The organism is Castellaniella sp., assembly GCF_049651205.1.
GTDB lineage: Bacteria > Pseudomonadota > Gammaproteobacteria > Burkholderiales > Burkholderiaceae_B > Castellaniella.
The window spans coordinates 37,902-63,824 of sequence record NZ_JBASBR010000018.1 but is presented as its reverse complement, the minus strand read 5'-3'; the positions used below and the strand labels follow the sequence as shown (position 1 = coordinate 63,824).

Here is a 25,923-nt window from a genome sequence, read left to right as displayed (position 1 = left end):
TCAAGAATCAATGCAAACAAAAGAAAACCATTGCTTTACGACTAGACCGTCCGCAGCCCCCTGAAGCGCTGCCCAGCCCACGCGGCCAGCAGTACCAGCCCAGTGGAAATGAGGATCATCACAATGCCCAGGGCAGACAACTTGCCCCAGAGGCCATCATCAGCAAAATTGAGGATCTGCACCGCCAGCACCTCGCTACCCGGGCGCGAAAGCACCACAGAGACCGTGAGCTCGCGCACAAACATAGTGGCCATAAGGATCCACGCAGAGACAATCCCCGGGATAAGCAAGGGCACAATGATGCGACGAAATGTGGTGAAAGGCCCTGCCCCACATACCTGTGAGGACTCCTCGAGGTGGGCATGCACCTGCACAAAGGCGCTGGCCAGCGGGCGCACGCCATAGGGCAGATAAGTGGCGATATAGGCCAGCAATAGCGCGGTTAACGTGGCGTACAAGGGCGTTTGCACAAAAAACCACATAAAGCCGATACCGATGACAATACCCGGAAACGAGAACGACAAAAAACTGAGGGTTTCGAGCAACCCGGCGGCCCGCGTACGGATCTTGACCACTACATAGGCGATAAAGAGCGACAACACGACCCCCAGCGTGGCTCCCACCACCGCCAAAAACAGACTGTTGCGCAAAGCCAGCAGCGAGATGGGATCCTGCAGCACCTCGAACCAGTGATTCAGGCTCATCGAGGCAAACGCCTGGGCACTGGGCACCATCGAATACGGCACCAACGAGGTATACAGCAGCACCCCTACTGGCAGCACCACCATCAGCAGGCTAAGCACACTGATGGCCAAAAACAGAGGCAAACGGGCTTTTTTAAGCTCGATCACGGCAGGACGGTATCCCCGTCCCGAAATGGTGACGAATTTGTCGCCCGAAGCGGTCAGGGCCCGGTACAGCACAATCAGGGCAATGGATACCGATAACACACTCATCCCCAAGGCCGCCGCCTGCCCGTAATCGGGTGCGAAGCCGGTGGATATCATCTCGTAGAGATAGGTGGCCAGGACGTCGACACGACCAGGCATGCCCAGGACACGCGGAACCGCATACGAGGCAAGGCTGCGCACCACCCCCAGCACAAACGCCGCCAAAATGGCCGGCCGCAGCACCGGCAGAGTGACACGCCACAAGGTGCGCCATATCCCGGCGCCGCCCACCCGCGAGGCTTCTTCGAGGGCGCCGTCGAAAGACGCCATGGCCGGTGCAATGATGAGGTAGGCAATGGGCATGTTCAACAAGCCCTCAACCAGAATCATCCCCTCGAGAGAATAAATATTGAAGGGCGCAGACTCCAGCCCGAAGAGCTCCTGGAGGGACAGATTGAGCAGACCATTGGAGGGGTTCAGCAACAGCGCCCAACTGACTGAGAACAGCAGGTGCGGGATCATCATGGGGACAATCGACAGCACCGTGAACAAGGGCTTGAAGGGAATATTGGTGCGCGTGTTGAGATAGGCCAGCACCAAGGCCAGCAATGTGGCCAGGACGGTGGAGCCCAACACAAAAATGACCGTGTTACTAAAGACCTGAAGCAGGTGGGGATCGGTATACGCGGCCACATACTTGGCCGTGGTGAACTGGCCAAATGCAGTCAGGCCCTGCGAGAAGCTGCCCAGAAGCAGCATCAGTACCGGGCAGAGCGTGAGAAACCCGACGATGAGGATCAGGGACCAGGTGAGGCCCGGGCGCTTCGGATTCATCCACGCCCCCTTTAATCCATCACCAGCAGGCCATGCTCGGGCGCCAGCAAAAACCGTACTGTGTCACCCTGTGAGACCTGCACAGTGGGGTCAACCCGGGCGAGCAGCAACTGGTCGGCGACCCGAACCTCGGCTTCATAGACTTCACCCACGAAATCAAGCGATTCGATCCGGCCTTCGATGATGTTGTCGGTATGGTCTTGCGCCACGGCCGGGCTGTTGGTTGCCTGGGCGTCAGCCTGCTGAGAGAGCAGGAGAAACTCTGGCCGGATGCACAGAGTGACCTCGGCCCCTACCGCGAAGTCGCGTTTCTGGCAGCGTAGGGTGCCCAACGCGCACTGCACTGTTGTAAAGCCTGGATCCTGCTGCAGCACTGTGGCCGCAATCAGGTTGGCCCGGCCGATGAAATCCGCCACAAAGCGGTGATCGGCATTGAAATAGATTTTTTGCGGAGCGCCGCGCTCGATGATGCGGCCGCCATTGAGCACCGCAATCGAATCCGACAATGCCAAGGCCTCGACACGATCGTGGGTGACATACACCGCCGTGATACCGAGCTCGATCAGGAAGCGCCGCAGAATTTTGCGGGTTTCTTCCCGGAGCTTGGCATCCAGATTGCTGAGGGGCTCGTCGAAGAGAATGACCTTGGGCTCGGCCACCAGGGCGCGCGCCAGGGCCACACGCTGCTGCTGGCCACCCGACAAACGGGTGGCCGGGCGGTTTTCGAGGTTCTCGAGCTGCACAAACTGCAGGGCCTGACGCACCTTATTGCGAGTGGTGGCGCGATCCGCGCCACGTACCTGCAAGGGATACGCCACGTTATCGAACACCGACATATGCGGCCAGATGGCGTAGGTTTGAAACACCATTCCCAGACCGCGTTTCTCGGGCGGCACCGAAATGCGTTTGCTGTGCGACCAGACAATCTGATCACCGATGCGGATCTCGCCCTCGTCGGGGGTTTCGAGACCCACAATACAGCGCAAGAGCGTGGTTTTACCGCAGCCGCTGGGGCCCAGCAGGGTAAAGATCTGATTGGCCGGGATATGCAGGTCGATGCCGTCCAGTGCGCGCACTGTCCGACCCTCGGACTGATAGGACTTCACCAGCCCTGAGAGTTGGATCTCCATAACTGAACGCGCCTCTTAACGTGCCTGAAAGATCTGGCCAAATTGACGGCCCCATTTTTCGATTTCATCGTCGGAAAGATCACGCACCGGCAAGACTTTGACCTGATCAATCCCTTCGATATCGGGATATACGCCCGGTGCCAGAACGTACTCGCCCACCTGCTTGGCCAGCAGCGACATGGCTTCTTTGGACAGCCAAAAATCCATAAAGGCACGGGCAGCTTCGGGCCGGGGTGCCTTGCTGGTAATGGCAATGGCGCGAGGCGTACCCAGCAGCGGCTGGCCGCCACGTGGGCCCCAGGCCAAAGGCGCTGGCGCCTTGGTGACGATGTACTTTGGCATGGAGATGGCGATGCGTTTCTCGCCGCTTTCGATGGGTGCCGGGGTGGGCCCAAAAGACGCCACAAACATAGGTTGATTGGCAGCCAACCCTTTCACAAAGGCCATCCAGTCGGATTCGGATTTGAACACTTGTTCTTTAAGACCCACCAGCCAGGAGATAGTGGACGAGTGATTGGCCGGGTTGGCCATCACGATCTGGCCTTTCCATTTGGGGTCGGCAAGGTCTTCGTAGCGCTGCGGGGCATCCGCAGGCTTGAGGTGCTGGGTATTGAACAGGTAGGAAACGTACTCGATGCCAAAGAGCGTCTGGCGGGGATCTTCGATGGCCCAGTCGGGATAGCCTTTGGTGGACGGCGACTGGTACGCCGCGAGGATATTGTTTTCCTCGAGGAGATTAAGCATGGGGCGCGGGGCCTGCACCACATCGGCCAACAGCTTGCCCGCGTTGTGCTCGGTAACAATGGTAGGAATAAACTTGGAGCTGGAGATACGGGTGTACTGCCCCTGCAGGCCGGTGGCGGCATCAAAGGCTTTCATGACGCTCTCAACCGCGGTGATATTGGCGTAAAACACCACCTTGCCTTCGGCCTTGGCCTGCGCCGACACTTGCGCCCATGCCATCTGCGGCAAAGCGCCTCCCAGGCCGGTTAGGCCCGCGACACCTGCCAGTTTCAGGAATTCACGTCGATCCAGTGCATGCATGAGGTGTCTCCGCTTGTTTTCAGGACACTAGAGTGTGGCCTAAAACGGCCATTTTTTCCAGCGTGATCCTAAACCAGCGCAACACCCGCATGCATCCTTAAGGTTGTACCGGAGACGCAACGCTTGCAGGGAATTCACGCTTCTTGTGCAGCGCAGGCAGATTTCTGCCCTTTAGCAGCAGGTTCCAGTAGAACCACGGCAAGAAGCTGCGCTTGAGCCACCAGTAAAAACGGCGCGGCACCCGGGGATCCAATGGCAGGCTGGGTGTCACGACACCACCGTATGTGAATTCGGCCAACAGCACCTTGCCAACCGAGGTGGTAAGTGGGCAAGCGGCGTAGCCATCGTAGGATTCGGAGGGCTCCTGGCCATCCAGTGCGCGGGTCACGTTGCGAATCAATACCGGTGCCTGGCTCTTGATGGCCGCAGCAGTTTTGCTATTGGGCGTCGAGGTGCAATCGCCCAACCCAAACACGTTGGGATACTGATTGTGACGCAGTGTGCTCTTGTCGACATCCAGCCAGCCGGCGTCGTTGGCCAATGGGCTTTTGCGGATAAAGTCTGGTGCGCCTTGGGGCGGCACCACATGCAGAATGTCGTAGGCCACCTCTTCACGCACCGTTTGATCGTTTTGCGTGGATTCAAATACGGCAATGTGCTCTTCCCCCCGCACTTCGACCAGCCGGCTGCCGTAATGGGCCTGCGCATCGTAAGCATCCAGAATCCGGGCAAGCGGCGCTGCATAATGCGCGACACCAAAAATGGACGGGCCGCCACTGCGAAACTGCAGGCTTTCCGCGCGAACACCTTGCTGGCGGAAACGATCGGCTGCCAAATACAAGGCTTTTTGGGGGGCACCAGGGCATTTCACCGGGCCGGCCGGTTGCGTGAAGATAGCCGTCCCGCCACTAAAGTTGCGCACCAGTTCCCAAGTATAGGGCGCCAGATCATAACGATAGTTGCTGGTGACGCCGTCTTTTCCCAGCGCTGATTCCAGGCCCTTGATTTCACCCCAGTTCAGCTGGATCCCTGCCGCAACAATCAGGATGTCGTAGGCCACCGAGCGGCCGCCTGCCAGGCCAACCCGTTGTGCATCCGGATCGAAGACGCTTGCGGCACCCTTGATGAGCTGCACGCCACGAGGCACGCAACGTGCCAATGGACGACGGGTGCGTTCGGCTTGATATGAGCCGCCCCCCACCAGCGTCCAGGCGGGCTGATAATCGTGATGGGGTGCCGGATCGATAATCGCAATATCCAGGTTTGGCCGATGACGTTTCAGGCCTGCGGCAACGGCAATACCGCCCGTACCCGCACCGATAATGACGACGGTATGTTTCTCATGAGAAGTGGTTTCCACGTTGGCCTCGTTGATGAAAATAAGAGCTGCCGTCACTATCCACGGCGTAAATCAGTATTCTATGGACAGAAACTGCGGCAGGAAAACACAATTGGGTGATACCTATATATCCTTCAGGCCGCCACCGTGCGCGCAAGTGAAACAATCCCCACCAGCAGCAAGACAGTCGTGATGATCTGCTTCAGGGTGCGTTCGTTCAGGCGCACGGCAATATTCACACCCAGCCAGGTACCAGGAATGGCCCCTGCCAGCAGCGCACCCAGAAGGGCGTAGTCCACGCTGCCGTTTAATGCATGGCCGGCACCCGCCACGGCGGTCACCAGCACGGCGTGCACGAGATCACTGCTCATCAGGCGCAAGCCGCTGTACTGTGGATAAAGCAGCAACAACAGCGCCATACCGACCACACCCGCCCCCACAGAGGTCAGCCCCACCAGAACGCCGATCAGCACGCCCGTCAGGACAGTCAGTGTGCGCTGACGCCCGATGGAAGCATGATCCCCCTGCTGCACATCACTGCGCGGATGTGGAAACAGACGTCCCCGCATCAGCGTGAAGAGTGCCGTCAGAATGATGGCCACTGAAAGCACCACCTGGACAAGCCAGGCCAGTTGTTGAGGCCCCAGCAGCGTGTGGGCAAGGCTGACGGTCAGTGCCGTGGCAGGCAGGCTGCCTAGCGACAGTAACCCCACCAACGGCCACAGGATCTCCCGGCGCAACGCCAGCAAGGCGGCAGCAAAGCCCTTGCTGAGCGTGGCGTACAGCAAGTCGGTGCCAACGGCGACAGTGGGCGGGACGCCAAACAACCAGATAAGGCCCGGCGTCATGAGCGAGCCGCCACCCACGCCGGTTGCTCCCACGGCGAAGCCCACGACCGCGCCCAAAAGGATGAAAGCGGAGACCACTTGGGTTCAGCGATAGCGGATGGTGGGTCGGCGCTTCTGGGCGATCACGATGCCGGCACGCACCACGTAGTCCCCAAAGTGCTCGTCTTTGTTACGTTCCTGGGCAAAGCGTCCAAAGACGTCATCCAGAACACTCAGAATCTCGGCTTCGTCGACATTCTCGCGGCAGAGTGTGTTCAGGCGCTCGCCCACGTGGTCAGCGCCGATACGCAAGTCATACCTGCCAATCGCCCGCCCAACCAGGCCGATCTCGCCCATATAGGGGCGCGAGCAGCCGTTTGGGCAGCCCGACAGACGGAAGTGGATGGGTTCGTCAAGAAGCCCATGCCGATCGAGCAACACCTCGAGCTTATCCAGGATCTCCGGCAGATAGCGCTCGGACTCGGCCATGGCCAGCCCGCAGGTTGGCAGACCCACGCAAGCCAGGGCATGCAGGCGCAGTGCACTTCTGGCACGCCGATAGTCATCCAGCCCGTATTGGCTGACCAGCGCATCGATGGCAGCACGCGACTCGGGAGCTACGTTGGCAAGGATCAGGTTCTGATCGCAAGTCATGCGGATCTCGCCCTGGTGAATGCGGGCGATTTCCCGCATCCCTGTCTGGCGCGCATGATCTGCCACGTCGAAAATGCGACCACTGGGGATTTGCAACGTCAGGTGCCAGCGGCCATCGTTACCCTCGATCCAGCCATAGCGATCTCCGTTGTGCTCGAAATGATAGGGGCGTGGCGGCTCGATCTTGAAGCTCAGGCGCGACTGCAGCTCATCGTGAAACCACTGCAGGCCGCGGTCATCGATGGTGTATTTCAGGCGCGCATGCTTGCGCTCGCTTCGATCGCCAAAATCTCGCTGCACGGCCACTGCATGCCAGCAAGTTTCCAGCAGGTGATCCGGCGTGACAAAACCGATCAGGTCGGCAAGCGACGGATAGGTTTTGGGGTCGCCCGCCGTGGCGCCCATGCTGCCCCCCGGCGCCAGATTGAAGCCCACCAGCTGGTCATTTTCATCCAGGATAGCGATCAGGCCAAAATCCTGGGCAAAGACGTCGATATCGTTGTAGGGCGGGATGGCGATGCCAAACTTAAACTTGCGTGGCAGATAGGCAGGCCCAAGCAAAGGTTCCTCGTCGCCTGCCCCGTCGCTGGTCTCCTGGCGGCGGTCGATCCACAGTTCCTGGTAGGCCGTGGTGTGCGGCTTGACGTGCTCCATGATCTTCTGCGCCCAGTCGTAGATCTCGGCATGGCTGGAGGACAGCTGCGGATTGACCGAGCAGATAACGTTACGCACATCATCGCCACAGGCAGCCAGCGTAGACAGGCCTGCTGCGTTGATGCCACCGATCATGTCCCGCAGATTCTCCTTGCGGATCTCGTGAAACTGAAAGGTTTGACGCGTGGTGATACGCAGGCCACCCTTGGTATAGCGGCTGGCCAGATCATCCAGGGCAAGCCACTGCTGGGGCGTCAGCACGCCGCCTGGCAGGCGCACGCGCACCATGAAGCCGTAATCGGGCTCCAGCTTCTGGCGCCGGCGTTCGTCGCGCACATCGCGATTGTCCTGTTGGTAGCTGCCGTGAAATTTGAGCAGCTTGGTATCCGGTTCGCTGATGGAGCCCGTGGTGGGATCGGCCAGCCCGCGGGCAATGGTGCCGCGCAGGAACCGGCTGTCGGCCTTGATGTGTTCCAGCGCAGAGAGTGCGGCCGATTCGGTTGCTTGTGTCATGAAAATCCTGTTTCGTAAGAGGTGTGGAGCATCAATCAGCACCACGGGTCAGGGTGTCATCCAGGCGCTCAGTACACGTCGCGCACATAACGCCCTTCGGTCAGAAGGCCTTGCAGCCATGCCGTGGCGGCTTCGCGCGATTGATGGCCGTGTTCGACGGCAAGCTCAATCAGGGCGGCGTGAACATCGGGGGCCATGTGATCTGCATCACCACAGACGTACAGGTGGGCACCACCCTGCAGCCACGCCCAGACCTCGGCACCCTGCTCGTGCAGCCGGTGCTGCACATAGACCTTTTCAGCCTGATCGCGTGAAAAGGCGACATCAAGCCGTGTCAGGACGCCTTCCTTGCGAGCCTGCAGCCATTCAACCTGGTAGAGAAAATCGCTGTGCCGATGGGTATTGCCAAAAAACAGCCAGTTGCGGCCTGAGGCCGCTGCCGTCCGACGCTGCTGCAGGAACGCGCGAAATGGCGCCACCCCTGTGCCCGGTCCAATCATGATGATGTCCTGCGCCGGATCCTGCGGCAGGCGAAAGCGCTCATTGGGCTCGATGAACACAGACACCTGATCGCCTTCTTTCAAGGCGCACAGATGGTGGCTGCCCACGCCCCATCGCGCCTGCCCATCGTGTTCGAAGTCAACATGCGCCACCGTGATGTGCACTTCGTCGTCCACCTGATCCTGGCTGCTGGCGATGGAATACAGACGCGGTGCCAGTGGCCGAAGCGCAGCCACCAGCGCCTGTGCATCCCACTGCGCCGGGTATGCCTGCAGCAGGTCGATCAACTGCCAGTTCTTGAGCAGCTGCGCCAGCTGCCCCTTCGCATCCGGTTGCAACAGTGCAAGCAGCCCGGCATCACCACTGAGTTCAGCGTGCGCGGCGATAAAGGGCCGCGTAAGGATAGTCAGCTCGCGACGATGGCTGAGCCAATCTGACAAGGTCAGGCGCTCATCGCCCTGCACCACTTCCGCCTCCGCAGACAAGCCCAGTTGCGCCAGGATGTTGTCCACCAGCTCAGAGGCCTGGGTTGGCCAGATGCCCAGCGCATCGCCCGGCTGATAGCGCAGGCCGCTGCCCTCCAATGAGAGTTCAAGGTGGCGCACATCCTTGGCGCTGTCGCTGGCCACAATCGTCTGGCTGGATAGCACCTCGGCAGAAAACGGACGTTCACGGCTCCAGCCCGTTGGCACGGGCCGCAAAAAGGTTACCGGCGCATTGCCTCGTGCGGCAGTAGCCGCCGATGATGCCTGCAGGCGCTCCCGGGCTTGCTGCAGTGCGCGCTGTACCCAGGGGTCGGCAACCGGTTTGATATCGACATCCGCATCCGCCCGATCGAACAGGCGATGCGCGCCGAGTTCAGCCAGCCGCTCATCGATCTGGCGCCCGATGCCGCAGAAATCAGCATAGCTTGAGTCGCCCAAGGCGAGCACTGCGTAATGCAGATCGGGCAGCTTCGGTGCCCGGCGTCCGGCCAAAAACTCGAAAAAGCCACGTGAATCATCGGGCGGCTCAACCGTGTCACCCACGCTGTGCGTGCTGATCACAACGTACAGGAACTGCTCTTTCTTGAGTTCACTGGTGCGGTAGGTATCGGCGCGCACCAGACGCACATTCAAGCCCCCTGCTTCCACGTCAGCCGCCAGTTTCTCGGCAATCCGCTTGGCGTTACCCGTTTGGCTGCCATAGAGAATGGTGACAGCTTGCCCAAGTTCGGGCGAGGCGGCTGCCGATTTGTCCAATGCCGGAGCAAGCGTCAAGGCACCAGTAGCGGGCCGCAGTTGCGCGGCGGTGCCGGCCAGATAACCAGACAGCCACTGAAGCGCCTGATGATCCAGATCCTGAATCAGTTGGGCGACTGCCTGCACCTTGTCTGGCGGAATCGGCAACATGGTTTGTGCGAATTCGCTCGCTGGTGTCATTTGAAACTCCATTTTGGATAATAAAAACCGTGGTGAATGCGGCGAACCAAAATGATAGACAGATAATATGGATGCGATAAAAGAATGATTCGTAATAAAAAAATAAGTAATAACCTTCTGCTTTCCTTATCGCTATATAAGCGTGCCATCCATTACCCTTGATCTTGGTAATTTATATATTCTGCATAATGGAATAACGAAACAATTGTTTTGTGCCCATAAGGCTATCCGTAGAATTGTTTGACCTGATTACCCCGATTCATGGCAACGCATTGATAATCACAAAACATTTATATTTTGTTTCTGGATATTAACGATCCAAATGATATCGAGTGACTTTCCAGCTGAACAAAACCATATTGAGTCAAATAACGATGAATCTTTTTCCCCTGTTTCTGGATTTACATGACAAGGCGGTGCTGGTCATCGGAGCCGGCCTCGTGGCCGAGCGCAAGATCGAACTACTTTCGCAGGCCGGCGCCCGAATTACAGTGCTTGCACCCGAGGCATGTGCTGCGGTGCGCGCACGCGCCCAGGCTGGGCAGATCACCTGGCACGCCAAGGCCTTCGATCCGGCATGGCTCGACGCCGTCTGGATCGTGGTCGCGGCCACACCCGACCCTGATGTAAATCAGGCTGTGGCGGCCGCAGCAGCAGCACGCCGGATCTGGTGCAATGTGGTTGACGATGCGGCGCTCTCAAGCGCCCAGGTGCCCGCCATCGTAGATCGCTCTCCCGTAACGGTAGCCATTTCCTCGGGCGGCGCAGCACCCATCATCGCCCGGCGCCTGCGCGAACGCCTGGAAGCTCTGACAGAGCCCGCCATCGGCCCTCTGGCCACACTGGCACAACGCCACCGGCGCGCGATTCGCGCCGCCTACCCGGATCTCGGCGCCCGCCGCCGCTTCTACGAAGAGCTGCTGGATGGCCCGGTGATGGCCGCACTGCGCAGAAACCGGCCAGAACGTGCAGAACGTCTGCTGAACGAGGCGCTGCAAGACCAGCCGGCCGTTCGCCCCGGGCGGGTATTACTGGTGGGTGCCGGCCCCGGAGATGCAGGCTTATTGACGCTACGCGGGCTGCGCGCCCTGAACGAAGCCGACGTCATCCTGTACGACCGGCTGGTCAGCATGGATGTGCTGGCCCTTGCGCGCCGGGATGCACAGCGCATCCTGGTCGGCAAGGCACCCGGCGGTGATCACGAAAACACCCAGCAACGCATCCATGCCCTGCTCGTGCAGCACGCGCGGCAGGGGCGCTGCGTTGTGCGGCTGAAGGGAGGCGACCCACTGATCTACGGACGTGGCGGCGAGGAGCTGGAACATTTGCGTGCACATGGCATCGCCTACGAGGTGGTGCCGGGCATCACGGCAGCCTTGGCTTGTGCGGCGTATGCAGGCATCCCGCTGACCCACCGGGATCATGCAAGCACACTCGTGCTGGAAGCCGCCCATCATAAGCAAGGAGCGCAGCGCAATGAATGCGCTGCCGCGGGCCGGTCGACCCGGGTGTATTACATGGGGGTAAAAGAGCTGCCCACCTTATCCAGGGATTTGATCGCGCAGGGGCTGAAACACACCACGCCCTGCGCACTGATTGAGAACGGGTCGCGCACCAATCAGCGTGTCCTGCACGGCAATCTGGATGATATAGCCACAGCGGCGCAGCAACAGGCGATCACCTCACCCGCACTGCTTATTGTGGGCGCCGTGGCCGCATTGGGACGCCAGCTGAGCTGGTTTGGTGAAACGATTGCATCCGAACACAGGGTTGAGGCCGAGATCTGCCCGGAGCTGGAGGTGATGGCCGCATGAACCCGCCCGAAGATATCCGCCCGCGGCCCCCGCAGATGGGCACCAACACGACTGAAAATCATCAAACAGAACCCGCGGCCGGCAAGCTGGAGGGCCCTGTCGCCGCCCGCTGGGACGATTTGCTGCTGCACTTGCAGCAGATTGCAGACACCCATCCGGATGCACTGCTGGCTTCATCCATGGGCGTGGAAGATACGCTGCTTATCCACGGATTGATGCAATTGCCCCACCGGCTGGGTGTCTTCATGCTGGATACCGGAAAGCTGCACGCAGAAACCCTGGCCATGGTCGATACCTTGCAGGCACGTTACGGCCTGCAAGTGCAAGTCATGCATCCCCAGCCTGCAGCCGTCCAGACCTACGTTGATCAGCACGGTGAATACGCCTTCTACGAAAGCGCGGCGCTGCGCAAGGAATGCTGTGCGATTCGCAAGGTTGAGCCGCTGCGCCGCGCCATCGCCGGCCATTCAGCCTGGATCACCGGCCAGCGGCGCGAACAATCCATCACCCGTGTCGATTTGCCCGAGTCTCAATGGGATGAAGCCAACGGCCTGCAGAAATTCAACCCCTTGGCGTCATGGACGACAGAAGAAGTCTGGGCGGTGGTCCGCGCCCTGGGCGTGCCCTACAACCCGCTGCATGATCGCGGTTATCCGTCGATCGGGTGTGAATGCTGTACGCGCGCCGTACGCCCCGGCGAAGATCCACGCGCAGGGCGCTGGTGGTGGGAGCAACGCCAAAGCCGCGAATGTGGCCTGCACGTTGCACCAGAGGGCGCCGATCACACCCCCACCGTTGTCCCCCGATTTTCCACCCATTTGTCTGAGTAAATCCATGACCACCACTCTTACACTGCAACAGACCCATCTGGACTGGCTCGAATCCGAAGCCATCCACATCTTGCGTGAAGTCGCGGCCGAGTGCGAACGCCCTGTCCTGCTTTTTTCGGGCGGCAAAGACTCTTGCGTCCTGTTGCGACTGGCGGAAAAAGCCTTTCGACCCGGGAAATTTCCCTTTCCACTGCTGCATGTGGATACCGGCCACAATTTCCCTGAAGTCATTACGTTTCGCGATCAATACGTGGCAGACCTGGGCGAGACGCTGGTTGTGCGTCAAGTGGAGGACTCCATCGCACGCGGCACGGTTGTACTGCATCACGAGGACGCCTCACGCAATGCGGCACAGGCAACCACGCTGCTAGAGGCCATTGCCGAATTTCGCTTTGATGCCTGCATTGGCGGCGCACGACGCGACGAAGAAAAAGCGCGGGCCAAAGAGCGCATTTTCTCGTTTCGCGACGAGTTCGGGCAGTGGGATCCCAAGAACCAGCGCCCAGAACTCTGGAACCTATACAACACCCATGTTCATCCGGGCGAAAACATCCGCGTGTTTCCGATTTCGAACTGGACCGAGCTGGACGTCTGGCAGTACATCGAGCGCGAGGAGCTGGCGCTGGCGCCGCTGTATTACAGCCACGTACGTGATGTCGTGCGGCGCAACGGTCTGCTTGCACCAGTCACACCACTGACGCCGGCACGCGACGGCGAAAAGGTGGAGTCACTCAAGGTGCGCTTTCGCACAGTGGGCGATATCTCCTGCACCTGCCCTGTGGCATCCACCGCGGCAACCCCCGCCGACATCATCGCCGAAACAGCGGTCACCACCATCACCGAACGCGGCGCAACCCGCATGGACGATCAGGTCTCTGAGGCCTCCATGGAACGACGCAAGAAACGAGGATATTTCTGAATATGGACACTCTCAACCAATACCCGGCCATCGTCCCGGACACGGATGTTCTGCGTTTTGTTACAGCGGGCTCGGTGGATGACGGCAAATCCACCCTGATCGGACGCTTGCTGCTGGATAGCAAAGGGGTGTATGCCGACCAGCTGAAATCGATCTCAGGTTCGCGATATTCGCGGGCGCCCGATCAGGCACTGGATCTGGCCTTATTGACCGACGGCCTGGAAGCCGAACGCGAACAGGGCATCACGATTGATGTGGCCTACCGCTATTTTGCAACACCGCGGCGCAAGTTTATCGTGGCCGACGCGCCAGGTCATGAGCAATACACGCGCAATATGGTGACAGGCGCATCCACAGCCGACGCAGCCCTCCTCCTGATTGATGCCACCCGGGTTACAGACGGCCAGCTTCTGGCACAAACCACACGGCACGCCACAGTGGCCCGGCTGCTTGCGCTGCGCCATCTGGTGATTGTAGTGAACAAAATGGACCAGGTGGACTGGAGCCAGGCGGTCTTCACCCGCATTCAGGCCGCCTGCCAGCATCTGGCACAGGCCCTGGGACTACCCGCCGTACGCTGCCTTCCTGTGTCGGCACTCACGGGAGACAACGTGGTGCATCCCAGTGCGCACATGCCCTGGTACGACGGCCCGGCCCTGCTGCCGCTACTGGAGTCCCTGCCTCTGGATAAACCTGCACAGTCGCAGGCCACACGCATGTTCATTCAGTGGGTCATCCGCCACAACGGCAGCACACAGCAGGCGTTTCGTGGCTATGCAGGACAACTCCAGGGGGGTAGTTTGCGCCCGGGCGATACGATTCAAGTATGGCCATCTGGTGAAACAGCACAGATTCGTGAGATCAGACTGGGCAATGCAGCGCTAGAAATCGCACGCCCTGGCGACAGCATCACCCTTGTGCTGGATCGGGAGATCGACATCTCCCGCGGTGATCTGATTACAGATGCCCAATCGCAACCGGTCTTGTCACGCGAATTTCAAGCCGATGTGTGCTGGCTGGATCGCCAGGCGCTCAGCCCCATGCGGCGCTATTGGCTCAAGCAGGGATCGCGCCTGACGCAGGCCCGTATCACGGAGGTTATGAGCCGTCGCGATATCGCCGAACTGCAGGACGGGCTTTGGCGCGGCACCCTGGGGCTGAACGATATCGGGCGGGTGCAGATCCGTACCCGCGACACCTTGGCGCTGGACGAGTATGATCACCAGCCGGCGACCGGAGCCTTCATCCTGATTGACGACGCAAGCCATCAGACAGTTGCCGCGGGGATGGTCCGCCTGACAGATCTGCAAGGGGAAAAACCCCATAGCAAATAGGCGTCAGATAGCAGTAAAAAAGGGAAATCAGCTAGTTGACAGCTGATTTCCCTGAATGCTTTGGTGGGTCGTGCGCGGCTCGAACGCGCGACCAACGGATTAAAAGTCCGGTGCTCTACCAACTGAGCTAACGACCCAAAACAAGAACGAGATTTTGACATCTTAAAAAAAAAACGTCAAGCGACGCTGTTTCTGGAGACCTCCCACCATGTCTGACCCACAAGATGTCCCAGCAATGCGGCTTCATATCCTGTCCGACCTCCATCTCAGCATGCAGGGCCTGGCACTACCCGAAACCCACGCCGATGTCACCATATTGGCGGGCGACATCGCTCGCCCCCAGGCTGCCATGACATGGGCCGGCCAGATCCAGGGCCCGGTACTGTTTGTGCCGGGCAACCATGAGTTCTATGGGGGCGATATTGTCGGCGTACGGGCCCAACTGGCCGAGGCGGCTCAACAACACCACATCCAGCTTCTCGACCAGCGCGCAGTCGTGATCAACGGCGTGCGGTTTCTGGGCACCACGCTCTGGACAGACTTCGAACTCTTTGGCACCGACCAACGCCAGCAGGCCATGGAAAAAACCGGCCAGTTCATGCGCGATTTTCAGGTGATTCGCGGCGCTGACGACCAGCGTTTTACCCCCGAAGACTCCGCCCGACTATTTCGCCAGCAATACGACTGGCTGGATCACATGCTTGACGAGCCCTTTGACGGCCCCACGGTGGTGATTACTCATCACGCGCCCAGCCTGCGCAGTGTGCACCCTCGTTTTGAAGATTCTTTGATCAGCGCCGGGTTTGTGTCTGATTGCACCGGGTTGATGGGCCGCGCCTGTTTGTGGATACACGGCCACACACACGACAGCTTCGATTACACCGTCCGGGGCACCCGGGTAGTGTGCAATCCGCGCGGCTACTGCCGGGATGGCGTCAATGAAAATCCCGAGTTCGACCCCGGACTTTGCATTGACATCCCCGTAACGGAGTCATCCAGCTCCTAAACCCTAGCGGGCTCGTGAAATCCGTACCTCGGCACCCCGCCGTTTTACCTCAAGGCCCTCGGAGGGCAGGATCCGCAGACCCTCGAGGCCCTTGATGTAGCTGGAACCCTGCATCTGCATCACGCGGATCTTGTTGCGCATCACCACCGGGTTGTGCTCGGGCATGCCAAACATCCAGACTTCCTCGAGGATACGTGCCGAGTTGATTTCTCCGGTGTGCTGGGTAACAGGCCCCAGGCACAACATATGGCCTTCACGGCCAAACACAGGCAACGCATCCAGCCCAGCCCGCAGCGTCAGGCGCGTGCCGCCTTCGTAGCGCCAACCGGTACTGAGATCCCACCAGGCATCGCCTTGGGGCAGATAGATTTCTGTGGCCTGCCCGGGTTGCATCACAGGCGCCACCAGCAGGGCCGGGCCCAGCAGGTACTGCGTATCCCAGGCATGGGCTTCGGGGTCGGCCGGGTAGGCCTGCATCATCGAGCGCTGTACCGGCAATCCTGTACGCACGGCGTCATCAATAATGCCCGCAATATATGGCAGCAAACGGTAGCGCCATTGCAACCAGTGCTGCACCAAGGCCCGGGTATCTGCATCGAAGGCATCGGGCATCAGATCCGGCCGGCCCTGAAAACTGAAATTGGCCGAGAACACGCACATAGCCAGCCAGCGCAGATAAAGCTCTGCGTTTAAACCAGAGGCCGGACGGCTGGCGCAACCCAGCGTATGGGTTTGCACAGCCACGCCGCTGTTACCCACCGCCAACGCAGCGCGCAAGGTTTGTGCGAAACCATCCCAAGTGTTATCTACCTGAGGGCCCTGTTGCCAGGCAAACCGCTGCACCCCGGGGAACAGATCGCGGCTGAGCATCACGCCCTCTTGGGGGGTGCGCGGGCCGGCCACGGCATCAAATAGCGCCTGGCGAGCCAGATGCGGGTACGCCGTGCGCAGGATGGCACCGGATTCTCCGCCACGAGCCTCGACGTCGTCGGGGAAATCAAACTGGGCCTGACACACCGGCGCCTGCAGATTGTCTTCAAGGGCCTGTGCGTAGCGTTCTGTCCAGAGACGCGCGGCATCTTTATGGGTGAGATCCAGCAAGCCAAAGGGTTGTCCGCCAGATGCGGCCGTGCCCGGGCACACCCAGGCTGAGCCGGACTCGTCGCACAGCAGCCAGCCTCGGTCTTCCCACTCGTCGAACAGGGCCGTGCCCTGCATCACGCCAGGGATCAGGCTGCCGGCCAGATGCACGTTAAGGGTTTCGGCCTCGGCCACCAGCACGCGCCAGTCGGGCACGCGATCCGACCATTCGAACACAGGCTTATCGGCCTGAAAACCGATGATGGCGGGCTCGGCCAGACGCACGGCATCCAGCGCCAAGCCTTGCGCGCGCATGCTGCGCACCTGCTGCAGGCTGGCTTCGGGGGTTTGGCCATCGGCCTGATCCATCCACACACCCATGGGCCAGAGGTCTGGCTGCCCGGCACGCCCGGTAAGGGCTGTGTACTGGTTGAGGATTTCGGAGGGATCGCCCACAAACAGGAAAATATCCAGCCCGGCCCCCTGCACCTGCAACTGGTAGTGCTCTGGGGTATCCAGCGTGTGTACCACCTGGCTGAGCGTATTGGGATAGACGCCCCAGCCCAGCGGGCTCCAGGCCAGCGGCAAGCAGCGGCTGGCCGGTGCATCCGACACCAGTTGCGCACCACGCCGATCAAGATCGTGACAGGTTTCACCCAGGCCAAATATGCCTTCGGTATCCTGCAGCTGCCAGTTGACCTGCCACAGACGCGTGGTGTCTGTGGGTGCCCCTACGGGCAGTGTCAGGGAAGCGCGCGCGATGCAGGCATCCTGAGACAAAATTTGTACGCTGTGACCGGCGCCTTCCAGCACCAGGCTGGCTTCACCCTGATTGATGCGCCAGACGCCAGGCTGCACGGCAACGCATTCGAGCTCGCCCACAGCTTCTTCGCGGGCCAGCAGCATCGCTGCGTGACGCTGAGCGCGCGCGCTGGGCTTTGCCGGGTTTAGCCAGGCCTTAGGGCCACAACGCAGGCGAAACACGCCAGGCGAGTGGGCTTCGATGCGCAAACACCAGTCTTCTGAATGGTAGGCCCATTCGACGCAGGACGAAGTCTGGGTGACAGGGCCGGTCTCGAAGAGTTGGTCCGCCAATTCGATGGTGGGCGACACAGTGTGATCCTCTGGGCAGCTTGCCCACATAAGTCTTGTAAAAGACGTTATTCTGACGGATTTGCGCCATAAAATAAAATCCTGTTGCGCGACCAGGGGTTATCCCGGGCTGCACAGGCAATATTTAACGCCCGTTTAGCGCAAACGGATCCGGTGTTGAAGCTCTCGTTCTACCGGCCAGGGCTCACTATCCAGCCTTGCCGCGATCAGATCTCCAGCCAGGGCCGACCAACTTAAACCGCGCGACCCATATCCACACGCCAGCCACACGCCGGGCATCGCCGCCACGGCATCGATGATCGGCAGATGGTCGCGTGTGGCCGCACGCCAGCCCGCCCAGCCCTGAGGCTGGCCACGCCCCAGCCAAGGAACAGACCCGGCCGGCAGCCAGCGACGCAACTGCGCCAGGATCGCGCGATGACCGGTGTCATCCACCACCGTGCTACCCGCCCGTGGGCGATAGGTACTGCCAGCCACCCCCCACCCAGCGGCGGGCGGCAGGCAGTAGCCCTTGCCTGACAGGATACAGGCCGGTACAGAATTATCATATGTTGCGTACAAACTGATCTGTCCCGCAATCGGCCGTAAACCCGACAAGACCGGCCAGGCAGACAGCAACGGGTGCGAGGCCAATAGCGCCGGCGCATGCCGCGCATTGGCCAGCACAACTTCATCCACCCGATCCAGCACGCGCTGATCTTGATCCAGCAAGCACCAGCCACCGTCAGGGTGCGCCCGCAACGCAGCGGCATCGATCGCTCGCCGGGTGACGCCTGGCTGGCTTAACAAGGCGGCAATCAGCTCTCCAGGACACACACGCAAAGCCTGATCGAACCACAGACCACCTTGTGCCAGCGGCACACCCGCCTGCCGGCTGGCTGCGGCGTCATCCAGCCAGCGCACCCAGCCTGGCGGAAACTGCAGGCACTGCATGGCGGCCTGCTGTCGTTGTGCGTCGTCCTGATTGCCCGCACACACCAACGCACCGCACTGGTTTGGCTTGGCTGGCTCGGGCAAACCCATCCACCGTGATTGAGCACGCTGCAGACCCACCCGGGACAAGCGCGAGCGGGTATCGTCATCCAGGCTGAGCGCCGGGACGAGCGCAGCGGCCCCATATTGCCGCACCTCCGGTTTGATATCCAGGGCACAGTGGGAATCCCAAACCTGTACCTCATGGCCTCTGGCCGCCAGCGCCTGAGCCACACCGGCCCCCGCCAGCCCACCTCCAATCACGGCCACGCGGCGCCTTTGGGGATCTGGCAGGGCCTGCCCCAGGCCGGGGCGCAAGGTGGCCACCGTCATGTGCCGCTTGCCGGCAAAGCCGGGTACCCTGGACACCAGAAAGCCGGCACTTTGCAAATCGCGCCGCACCTGGCCGGCTGCACACCAGGTGGCCGCCGTCGCACCCGTGCAAGCCAGGCGCCGCATCTGGCCAAACACACCGGGCGACCACATCTCGGGATTGCGGTCGGGTGCGAAACCATCCAGATAAAACGCATCCACTGCGGCCTGCGCCTGGCGCACCGTGCGCCGGATATCGCCCCAGACCAGCGTCAGGCTGACCTTGCCACCCGCCAGATCGAGGCGCTGGACACCCGGCAGGAGGGCCGGCCAGGCGTGTGCCAGTTCGTCAGCCAGATCCTGCAAGGCAGCCGGCAGGCACCGCCACACGCGACGCAAGTCTTGCGCCTCAAAGGGATGCGCCTCGAAGGCCAGATAATGCAGCCGTTGGCTGCGTTGCGGGTCGCTGCGCCATGCCTGCCAACTGGCCAGAAAATTGTGCCCCAGGCCAAAGCCGGTTTCGCAGATGGTGAATGCGACACGCCCCTGCCAGCGTCCGGGCAGATGATTGCCCCGCAGAAACACCTGCTGCGCCTGGGCCAGCGGGCCTGCCTGGCCGTGATAGACATCCCCGTAGCGTTCACTATCGGGGATACCATCGGCGGTTTGGTGCCAGACAGCGGGGATCAGAGGTTGGTAGGGGCCGGACATGCAGGGATACTTGGGAGAGGTTGCTCACGTACAATGAACCACACGCCGCATGCGGCCGATTGGCGGCCCCACAGGCGCAGTACAGGACAGAGACTCACATGTTGACAACGCATCTCTTGTCGGCTGACTACCTGGACGCTGCTGTCACAGCCGCCCACGCAGCAGCAGCCATTTTACAAACTCACGCGCTGCACCGCTCTGATCTCGTCATTGACACCAAGCAACGCAACGATCTGGTGTCACAGGCCGACCGCGAGGCCGAGCAGGCGATCATCGCCGTGCTGCGCGAGCGCACCTCCGAGGCGGGCATCATCGCCGAAGAATCCGGCGGCCAACCCGGCGAGCACGTAACCTGGTGCATCGACCCCCTGGACGGCACCACCAATTTTCTCAGCGGCATCCCCCACTATGCCGTCTCCATTGCCCTGATCGGCCATGCAGGATGCTGCCCTGACGGCGGTCACCCGCTAGCCCAGGACACCCCACTCATCGGTGTCATCTACGACCCCAACCGCCAGGAGCTCTTTTCTGCGCTGCACGGCATCGGCGCCTGGCTGAACGGCCGACGCATCCAGTGCTCCAGCACCAGGACGCTCGATCAAGCTGTATTGGCCACCGGATTTCCTTTCCGCGACTTTTCCTTCGAATCGCAATACATGCCCGGATTCATCGATGCCATGCATCAGACCCGTGGCGTGCGCCGCCTGGGGGCGGCTTCGCTGGATCTGGCCTGGACGGCCTGCGGGCGCTACGATGGATACTGGGAAATGGGTCTGGCCCCCTGGGACGTGGCCGCTGGTTGCGCCATTGTGCGTGCCGCCGGGGGCGTCTGCGAAGACATCCATCGGCAAGATCCCTGGCCCAAGGGCGGCTACGTCATGGCAAGCAACACACATCTCGCCCTGGCCCTTGACACTCTGATCAGTAAACACCTATGAAACAAGCTCTTCTCGACACGCTGAATCACTGGTTGCCCGACATGACCGACATCCGACGGTCCATCCATGCCTGGCCAGAGCTCGCCTTCCAGGAAACCCGCACTGCCGGCACTGTGGCACAATTGCTCGAATCTTGGGGCATCGACACCCACACAGGTCTGGGCGACACCGGCGTGGTGGGGCGCATCACAGGCGATGCACCCGGCCCCTCCATCGGGCTGCGCGCCGATCTCGACGCCCTGCCCATGCCCGAGAGCAACACCTTTGCCCACGCCAGCCAAAACCCTGGCGTCATGCACGCCTGCGGCCACGATGGCCACACCGCCATGCTGCTGGCAGCTGCCCGCTATCTAGCCGAAAACCGTCATTTTCCAGGCTCCGTGCACGTGATTTTTCAACCTGCCGAAGAAGCCGGTGGCGGCGCCCAGCGCATGATCCAGGACGGCCTGTTCGAGCAATTTCCCATGGATGCCGTCTTTGGCATGCACAACTGGCCGGGGATCCCAGTGGGCAGCTTCGGGCTTACCGAAGGCCCCATCATGGCCTCCAGCAACCGCTTTGACATCACCTTGCAAGGCAAGGGCGCGCATGGCGCCATGCCGCACCTGGGCATCGACCCCGTCGTCGCCGCCGCACAGCTCACCCTGGCATTTCAAACCATTCTCACCCGCAACCAGGATCCCCTTGATGCGGGCGTCATCAGCGTCACGCAGATTCACACTGGCTCGGCCGACAACGTCATCCCCGACGAAGCTGTCTTGCGCGGCACCGTCCGCACACTCAGCACCCCCGTGCTTGATCTGATCGAATCACGCATGCGTGACATCACCCAGCACTTGGCCCAGGCCATGGGCTGCACGGCACAGTTTCATTTCAGCCGCGAATACCCGCCCACCATCAACCACCCGGCCGAAACAGCCCTTAGTACACGAGTTCTCACCGAACTCGTCGGTGCCGAGTGCGTGCTGGCCGACGTACGCCCCTCCATGGGTGCCGAGGACTTCGCCTTCATGCTCCTCGAAAAACCCGGTTGCTATATCTGGATCGGCAACGGCGACGGCGACCATCGCAGCGCGGGCCATGGGCTGGGGCCTTGCACCCTGCACAACGGCAGCTACGATTTCAACGACAGCCTCATCCCGCTGGGCGCAGCCTACTGGGTGATGCTGACACACCGATATCTCACAGGCAGCTGATCCCGGCATTGCCCCGTACACGGCACCCCCCACAGATCTGCACGCCGGCCACGGGCTTCACGTAAAATACGCGCGGCAGGCCTTCACCACCCACTCACCCGGCCTGCCTGTCACCCACGCTGATACCGAGGACACCATGTCAACGACCCTGCCTCCGCACGACCACCCGGCTGTTTTGCGTGTCATGCCCATGCCTGCCGACGCCAACATCCATGGCGACGTCTTTGGCGGCTGGATCATGTCCCAGGTAGATATTGCGGGCTCCATCCCGGCAACCCGCCGGGCAGCCGGCCGGGTCGCCACTGTGGCCGTCAATGCATTTTTATTCAAGAACCCGGTTTTTGTAGGCGATTTGCTGAGCTTTTACGCCACCATCCTTAAAACCGGACGCACCTCGATCACCGTTTCCGTCGAAGTCTATGCCGAGCGTCAACGTCTGGAGGCCGAAGTGGTCAAAGTCACCGAAGCCACACTCACCTACGTAGCCACCGACGAGCAACGCCACAGCCGGCCCCTTCCTCCAATCTGAGATTCCGATGGTCGATCCCCAGGTTGCCGAGACCCCAAACCCTGTCGTGATCCCGCGCCGGCTGGATCCCGAGGACGCCCAACTGGCCCTGCAGGAACTTCAGTCCATCCTGAAGCGCCAGGAGGTGGTGGACGTACTCGCCCAGCGCCAGCATGAAGGCGAGGACGAAGACGGCTCGAACCTGCTCGAAGGCATGTTGCAGCGCCAGCACGAAGACGAAATCCGCCAGATCGTCAACGCGTTGCATCCGGCCGATATCGCCTTCATCCTCGAATCCCTGCCCATCACCCAGCGCCAGGCCATCTGGCAACTGGTCAGCCAGGAATACGACGCCGACGTTCTACTGGAAGTCGAAGACTGGGTTCGCGAGTCGCTGATCGAGTCCATGGATCATGCCGACCTCATCGCGGCTACCGGCAACATGGACGCCGACGAGATCGCCGATCTCGCCCCCGATCTGCCACCGGACGTCATCGCCGAGGTTCAAAAAGGCCTTACCGACGCCGAACGTGCCCAGCTGATTGCGGCCATGGGCTACCCCGAAGACACCGTCGGGGCCATCATGGACTTCGACATGGTGCGCGTGCGTGAAGACGTTACCCTTGAGGTCGTTTTACGCTACTTGCGGCGCCTGCACGAGCTCCCCGACCACACCGACCAAATCTTTGTGGTGGATCGCGCCGACCAGCTGCGCGGCACCCTGTCGCTATCACGCCTGCTGCTGAGCGAGCCCGAGACGCTGGTCAACGCCGTCATGGAGCCCGACGTCCTGAGCCTCAACCCCACAGACTCAGATGCCGATGCCGCCAGTGCCTTCGAGCGCTATGACCTTGTGTCCGCCCCGGTTGTAGACGAACAAGGCCGCCTGATTGGCCGTGTCACCATCGACGAAGTCGTGGACGTGCTGCAGGAAGACTCCCAAGAGCAAGAACTCTCCCGGGCAGGCCTGCAAGAAGAAGACATCTTCGCACCCGTGCTCTCGGCCCTGCGCAACCGCGCCCCCTGGCTGCTGGTCAACTTATGCACTGCCTCGATTGCATCTTTGGTGGCCTCGCGCTTCGAGGACACCGTCAGCCACATCGTGATCCTGGCATTTCTGATGTCCATCGTCGCCGGTATCGGCGGAAACTCCGGCAACCAGACCATGACCATGATCATCCGTGCCATGGCCACCGGCCGCGTCACCGGTGCCAACATCTGGCAACTGGTCAAGCGTGAGCTGCAGGTTACCTTTTTAGTGGGCGCCTGTGGCAGCCTGGTAGCCGCCACCTTTGCCTGGGTGATCTCAGACTCCTACGCCATCGCCGCCGTGATGATGGCCGCCATGGTAGGCAACATGCTGATTGGCGCCACCCTGGGCGTGCTTATCCCACTACTGCGCGACCGTTTTGGCAAAGACCCCGCAGTGGGGTCATCCGTTTTACTCACTTTCGCCACTGACTCGCTGGGGTTCTTTCTGTTTCTGGGGCTGGCCACCATCTTTTTGCTGTAGCCGCCCCAGGCCTCATGCATCAATGCAGCGTCAAGTACGGCACGTAGCTGAACAAACCCAAAATCAGCAGGGTGGCCAAATAGAACGGGATAAGTTCCCGCGAGGCCGTGATAATGGACACACGCGCAATCGTGCTGGAAATAAACAGCGTGGTACCCACCGGCGGTGTAAACAGGCCGATACTTAAATTAAGTACCATCATCAAGCCCAGTTGCAGCGTATCCAGGCCAATGGTTTGCGCCAAAGGTACAAAGATAGGGCCCAACAGCAAGATGGCTGCCGGCAAATCGATGAACATGCCAACCACCAGCATGATGCCGTTCATGGCCAGGATAATCAGCCATGGATCTTGCAAGGTTTCTACACACCAAGCCGCAAAACTTTGCGGAATCTGGGCATATGTGGCCAGCCAACCCACGGCAGACGAGCCCATGATCACCAGCATCACCACGCCGGTTGAAACTCCGGCACTGCTCACTGCGACGCGAAAGCGAGCCCAGCTCATATCCCGGTAAACAAACACCCCCATCGCCAGGGCGTATAGCGTAGCCAGCACGGAGACCTCGGTGGGTGTTGCGATCCCAAAGCGCAGCAACACCAGAATCATCACCGGCAAGGCCAGGGCCGGCAAGGCCTGCCAAAAGAGGCGACGAAACCGTGGCCAATCAAATGCAGCCGGCTGATACGGGAATCCACGAAACCGTGCCGACAAATTGCAGACCAGGACAAACACAGCGGTCAGCATCAGCCCGGGCAAGACACCAGCAAAAAACAACGAACTGATGGATTCACCCGAAACCAGCGAGTAGAGAATCAATGGAATCGACGGCGGGATCAGGACAGCGATCATGGCCGATGCCGCATTGTTGGCCGCCGTAAAGCCGGCTGGATAGCCCTCTTTTTGCTGCCAGGGAATCAGCATGGACCCCAGTGCGGTCGCATCGGCCACAGCCGATCCTGAAACACCACCAAAAACAGCAGACCCAACAACCGAAACCGAACCCAGACCACCTCGATAACGTTGAACCAGCGAGGTCGCAAAGCCAATAAGATTTTGCCCCAACTCGCCACTCATCATCAAGCTACCAGCCAGAATAAAGAAGGGCAATGCCAGCATGGGAAATGATTGCGTGGGGGCAAACATCTGCTGGGCAATCACCATGAGCGGCGGGAAATCTGACGTACCCACTGCAATACCAGAGGCCACCACCAGCACATGGCCTACTGGCACGGCAAGAAATAGCAAGGCGAAAAACACCAGACTGAGTGTCATCATCATGTCGGACTCTCCTCAGGATTAGGCTGCGGCAGGGCTTGCGTGCCATACACTGCAACACGCAGCAGGATATTAAGGCTGGCCAGACTGGTGCCGGCAGCGGCAAACATCAGGGCGTAGTACCCCCAGCTGCCGGAAATGCCCAGCAGCGGGCTGCGTTCGATCGCAACAATGTCAGCCACCTGCCAGGCCACCACAAACAGCACCCCATAGGCCACGGACACCAAAGCCTGAATACTTATCGCCAGCCACCGCCCGCCACGATCACCCACCAACTTATAGGCAAAATCAACTGCAATATGGCCACCACGCTGAGTGGCCATCACAATGCCACCGGCGATCATCCACGGAAACAATTGGGCGGGCACCTCGCTGATCCACTCAATGCCACCCGCCTCAAATACATAGCGCACGGCCACATTAACGCCTAACAGTACTAGCAAAATTACCGTGGTTGCCATAACCAGAAGCTCGCAAACCTTGGCGATCCAGGCGTTGCAGGTGGCTGAAATACCCAAAAACCAGGGTTCACCCACCCGGCCACCCCGGGTGGACAGCCCCACAAGTGAGGACTCGCGCTTCATGGCCGCGCCC

Annotated in this window: 20 protein-coding genes and 1 tRNA gene; 9 read left to right on the top strand and 12 right to left on the bottom strand. The window is 60.5% G+C overall.

All coding sequences use genetic code 11. The annotated features are described in order from the left end of the window. Window positions 1-41: 41 nt before the first annotated feature. From WA928_RS11740 to WA928_RS11710, 7 genes are all read right to left on the bottom strand, one after another. Window positions 42-1,724 carry an ABC transporter permease gene (locus tag WA928_RS11740; protein ID WP_417276288.1) on the bottom strand — a complete coding sequence of 561 codons (1,683 nt, stop codon included), beginning with the start codon at window positions 1,722-1,724 and terminating at the stop codon, window positions 42-44. An 11-nt stretch (window positions 1,725-1,735) separates the two neighbouring features. Further along, window positions 1,736-2,854, bottom strand: a complete 1,119-nt coding sequence (locus tag WA928_RS11735) for an ABC transporter ATP-binding protein (RefSeq protein WP_424303730.1) — start codon at window positions 2,852-2,854, stop codon at window positions 1,736-1,738. A gap of 15 nt (window positions 2,855-2,869) precedes the next feature. Next, window positions 2,870-3,898, bottom strand: coding sequence for an ABC transporter substrate-binding protein (locus tag WA928_RS11730; RefSeq protein ID WP_417276286.1), 1,029 nt, complete (start codon window positions 3,896-3,898; stop codon window positions 2,870-2,872). Window positions 3,899-3,995: 97 nt separating this feature from the next. Next, entirely contained in the window at window positions 3,996-5,258 is a 1,263-nt protein-coding gene (locus WA928_RS11725) for an FAD-dependent oxidoreductase (protein WP_424303726.1), read from the bottom strand. 113 nt (window positions 5,259-5,371) lie between these two features. Beyond that, window positions 5,372-6,163 (bottom strand): sulfite exporter TauE/SafE family protein, encoded by a 792-nt coding sequence (locus WA928_RS11720; protein ID WP_417276284.1) that lies wholly within the window; start codon window positions 6,161-6,163, stop codon window positions 5,372-5,374. Window positions 6,164-6,169: 6 nt separating this feature from the next. Continuing rightward, window positions 6,170-7,885 carry an assimilatory sulfite reductase (NADPH) hemoprotein subunit gene (cysI, locus tag WA928_RS11715; protein WP_417276283.1) on the bottom strand — a complete coding sequence of 572 codons (1,716 nt, stop codon included), beginning with the start codon at window positions 7,883-7,885 and terminating at the stop codon, window positions 6,170-6,172. 68 nt (window positions 7,886-7,953) lie between these two features. Then, entirely contained in the window at window positions 7,954-9,807 is a 1,854-nt protein-coding gene (locus WA928_RS11710; protein WP_424303721.1) for an assimilatory sulfite reductase (NADPH) flavoprotein subunit, read from the bottom strand. 374 nt (window positions 9,808-10,181) lie between these two features. Between WA928_RS11710 and cysG the strand changes: the two genes are divergently transcribed. The 4 genes from cysG to WA928_RS11690 are packed head-to-tail and all read left to right on the top strand — an operon-like array spanning window position 10,182 to window position 14,704. Then, window positions 10,182-11,621 (top strand): siroheme synthase CysG, encoded by a 1,440-nt coding sequence (cysG, locus tag WA928_RS11705; RefSeq protein ID WP_424303718.1) that lies wholly within the window; start codon window positions 10,182-10,184, stop codon window positions 11,619-11,621. A gap of 35 nt (window positions 11,622-11,656) precedes the next feature. Then, on the top strand, window positions 11,657-12,451 hold the full coding sequence (locus WA928_RS11700; RefSeq protein WP_424304034.1) for a phosphoadenylyl-sulfate reductase: 795 nt from the start codon (window positions 11,657-11,659) through the stop codon (window positions 12,449-12,451). 4 nt (window positions 12,452-12,455) lie between these two features. Beyond that, the gene (gene cysD / locus WA928_RS11695) at window positions 12,456-13,370 is read left to right on the top strand and encodes a sulfate adenylyltransferase subunit CysD (protein ID WP_424303715.1); all 915 of its coding nucleotides are present in this window, start codon (window positions 12,456-12,458) and stop codon (window positions 13,368-13,370) included. 2 nt (window positions 13,371-13,372) lie between these two features. Next, window positions 13,373-14,704: a sulfate adenylyltransferase subunit 1 gene (locus WA928_RS11690; protein WP_417276278.1), complete on the top strand. Its 1,332-nt coding sequence runs from the start codon at window positions 13,373-13,375 to the stop codon at window positions 14,702-14,704. Window positions 14,705-14,765: 61 nt separating this feature from the next. Here WA928_RS11690 and WA928_RS11685 read toward each other — a convergent pair. Next, window positions 14,766-14,841, bottom strand: a tRNA-Lys gene (locus WA928_RS11685). Between the two features lie 71 nt (window positions 14,842-14,912). Between WA928_RS11685 and WA928_RS11680 the strand changes: the two genes are divergently transcribed. Continuing rightward, window positions 14,913-15,710 (top strand): metallophosphoesterase, encoded by a 798-nt coding sequence (locus WA928_RS11680; RefSeq protein ID WP_417276277.1) that lies wholly within the window; start codon window positions 14,913-14,915, stop codon window positions 15,708-15,710. Window positions 15,711-15,713: 3 nt separating this feature from the next. Here WA928_RS11680 and WA928_RS11675 read toward each other — a convergent pair whose 3' ends face one another. Together WA928_RS11675 and mnmD are read right to left on the bottom strand one after the other, a co-directional pair. Further along, window positions 15,714-17,903, bottom strand: coding sequence for a glycoside hydrolase family 31 protein (locus tag WA928_RS11675; protein ID WP_424303712.1), 2,190 nt, complete (start codon window positions 17,901-17,903; stop codon window positions 15,714-15,716). 135 nt (window positions 17,904-18,038) lie between these two features. Next, window positions 18,039-19,898 (bottom strand): tRNA (5-methylaminomethyl-2-thiouridine)(34)-methyltransferase MnmD, encoded by a 1,860-nt coding sequence (gene mnmD / locus WA928_RS11670; RefSeq protein ID WP_424303709.1) that lies wholly within the window; start codon window positions 19,896-19,898, stop codon window positions 18,039-18,041. Window positions 19,899-19,996: 98 nt separating this feature from the next. Here mnmD and WA928_RS11665 point away from each other — a divergent pair, with 98 nt between their 5' ends. From WA928_RS11665 to mgtE, 4 genes are all read left to right on the top strand, one after another. Further along, a complete protein-coding gene (locus tag WA928_RS11665; RefSeq protein WP_424303706.1) occupies window positions 19,997-20,836 on the top strand; it encodes an inositol monophosphatase family protein in 840 nt (279 codons plus the stop codon). Then, entirely contained in the window at window positions 20,833-22,032 is a 1,200-nt protein-coding gene (locus tag WA928_RS11660) for a M20 aminoacylase family protein (RefSeq protein WP_424303703.1), read from the top strand. The genes WA928_RS11665 and WA928_RS11660 overlap by 4 nt, the downstream gene beginning before the upstream one ends. 136 nt (window positions 22,033-22,168) lie before the next feature. Beyond that, entirely contained in the window at window positions 22,169-22,561 is a 393-nt protein-coding gene (locus WA928_RS11655; protein WP_417276272.1) for an acyl-CoA thioesterase, read from the top strand. A gap of 7 nt (window positions 22,562-22,568) precedes the next feature. Then, the gene (mgtE, locus tag WA928_RS11650) at window positions 22,569-24,053 is read left to right on the top strand and encodes a magnesium transporter (RefSeq protein WP_417276271.1); all 1,485 of its coding nucleotides are present in this window, start codon (window positions 22,569-22,571) and stop codon (window positions 24,051-24,053) included. Between the two features lie 19 nt (window positions 24,054-24,072). Here mgtE and WA928_RS11645 read toward each other — a convergent pair whose 3' ends face one another. Both WA928_RS11645 and WA928_RS11640 read right to left on the bottom strand, forming a co-directional pair. Further along, complete coding sequence (locus WA928_RS11645; RefSeq protein ID WP_424303698.1) at window positions 24,073-25,332, bottom strand: TRAP transporter large permease; 1,260 nt, start codon at window positions 25,330-25,332, stop codon at window positions 24,073-24,075. Next, window positions 25,329-25,913 (bottom strand): TRAP transporter small permease, encoded by a 585-nt coding sequence (locus WA928_RS11640; RefSeq protein ID WP_350383638.1) that lies wholly within the window; start codon window positions 25,911-25,913, stop codon window positions 25,329-25,331. Before WA928_RS11640 ends, WA928_RS11645 begins: the two co-directional genes overlap by 4 nt. Window positions 25,914-25,923: the final 10 nt, after the last annotated feature.

Bases quoted from the DNA above. Each gene is read 5' to 3' on its own strand.
- cysI (WP_417276283.1), bottom strand. From the start codon at position 7,885: ATGACACAAGCAACCGAATCGGCCGCACTCTCTGCGCTGGAACACATC.
- WA928_RS11665 (WP_424303706.1), top strand. From the start codon at position 19,997: ATGTTGACAACGCATCTCTTGTCGGCTGACTACCTGGACGCTGCTGTC.
- WA928_RS11700 (WP_424304034.1), top strand. From the start codon at position 11,657: ATGGGCACCAACACGACTGAAAATCATCAAACAGAACCCGCGGCCGGC.
- WA928_RS11690 (WP_417276278.1), top strand. From the start codon at position 13,373: ATGGACACTCTCAACCAATACCCGGCCATCGTCCCGGACACGGATGTT.
- mgtE (WP_417276271.1), top strand. From the start codon at position 22,569: ATGGTCGATCCCCAGGTTGCCGAGACCCCAAACCCTGTCGTGATCCCG.
- WA928_RS11640 (WP_350383638.1), bottom strand. From the start codon at position 25,913: ATGAAGCGCGAGTCCTCACTTGTGGGGCTGTCCACCCGGGGTGGCCGG.
- WA928_RS11740 (WP_417276288.1), bottom strand. From the start codon at position 1,724: ATGAATCCGAAGCGCCCGGGCCTCACCTGGTCCCTGATCCTCATCGTC.
- cysG (WP_424303718.1), top strand. From the start codon at position 10,182: ATGAATCTTTTTCCCCTGTTTCTGGATTTACATGACAAGGCGGTGCTG.
- mnmD (WP_424303709.1), bottom strand. From the start codon at position 19,898: ATGTCCGGCCCCTACCAACCTCTGATCCCCGCTGTCTGGCACCAAACC.
- WA928_RS11730 (WP_417276286.1), bottom strand. From the start codon at position 3,898: ATGCATGCACTGGATCGACGTGAATTCCTGAAACTGGCAGGTGTCGCG.
- WA928_RS11735 (WP_424303730.1), bottom strand. From the start codon at position 2,854: ATGGAGATCCAACTCTCAGGGCTGGTGAAGTCCTATCAGTCCGAGGGT.
- WA928_RS11660 (WP_424303703.1), top strand. From the start codon at position 20,833: ATGAAACAAGCTCTTCTCGACACGCTGAATCACTGGTTGCCCGACATG.
- WA928_RS11680 (WP_417276277.1), top strand. From the start codon at position 14,913: ATGTCTGACCCACAAGATGTCCCAGCAATGCGGCTTCATATCCTGTCC.
- cysD (WP_424303715.1), top strand. From the start codon at position 12,456: ATGACCACCACTCTTACACTGCAACAGACCCATCTGGACTGGCTCGAA.
- WA928_RS11655 (WP_417276272.1), top strand. From the start codon at position 22,169: ATGTCAACGACCCTGCCTCCGCACGACCACCCGGCTGTTTTGCGTGTC.
- WA928_RS11710 (WP_424303721.1), bottom strand. From the start codon at position 9,807: ATGACACCAGCGAGCGAATTCGCACAAACCATGTTGCCGATTCCGCCA.
- WA928_RS11645 (WP_424303698.1), bottom strand. From the start codon at position 25,332: ATGATGATGACACTCAGTCTGGTGTTTTTCGCCTTGCTATTTCTTGCC.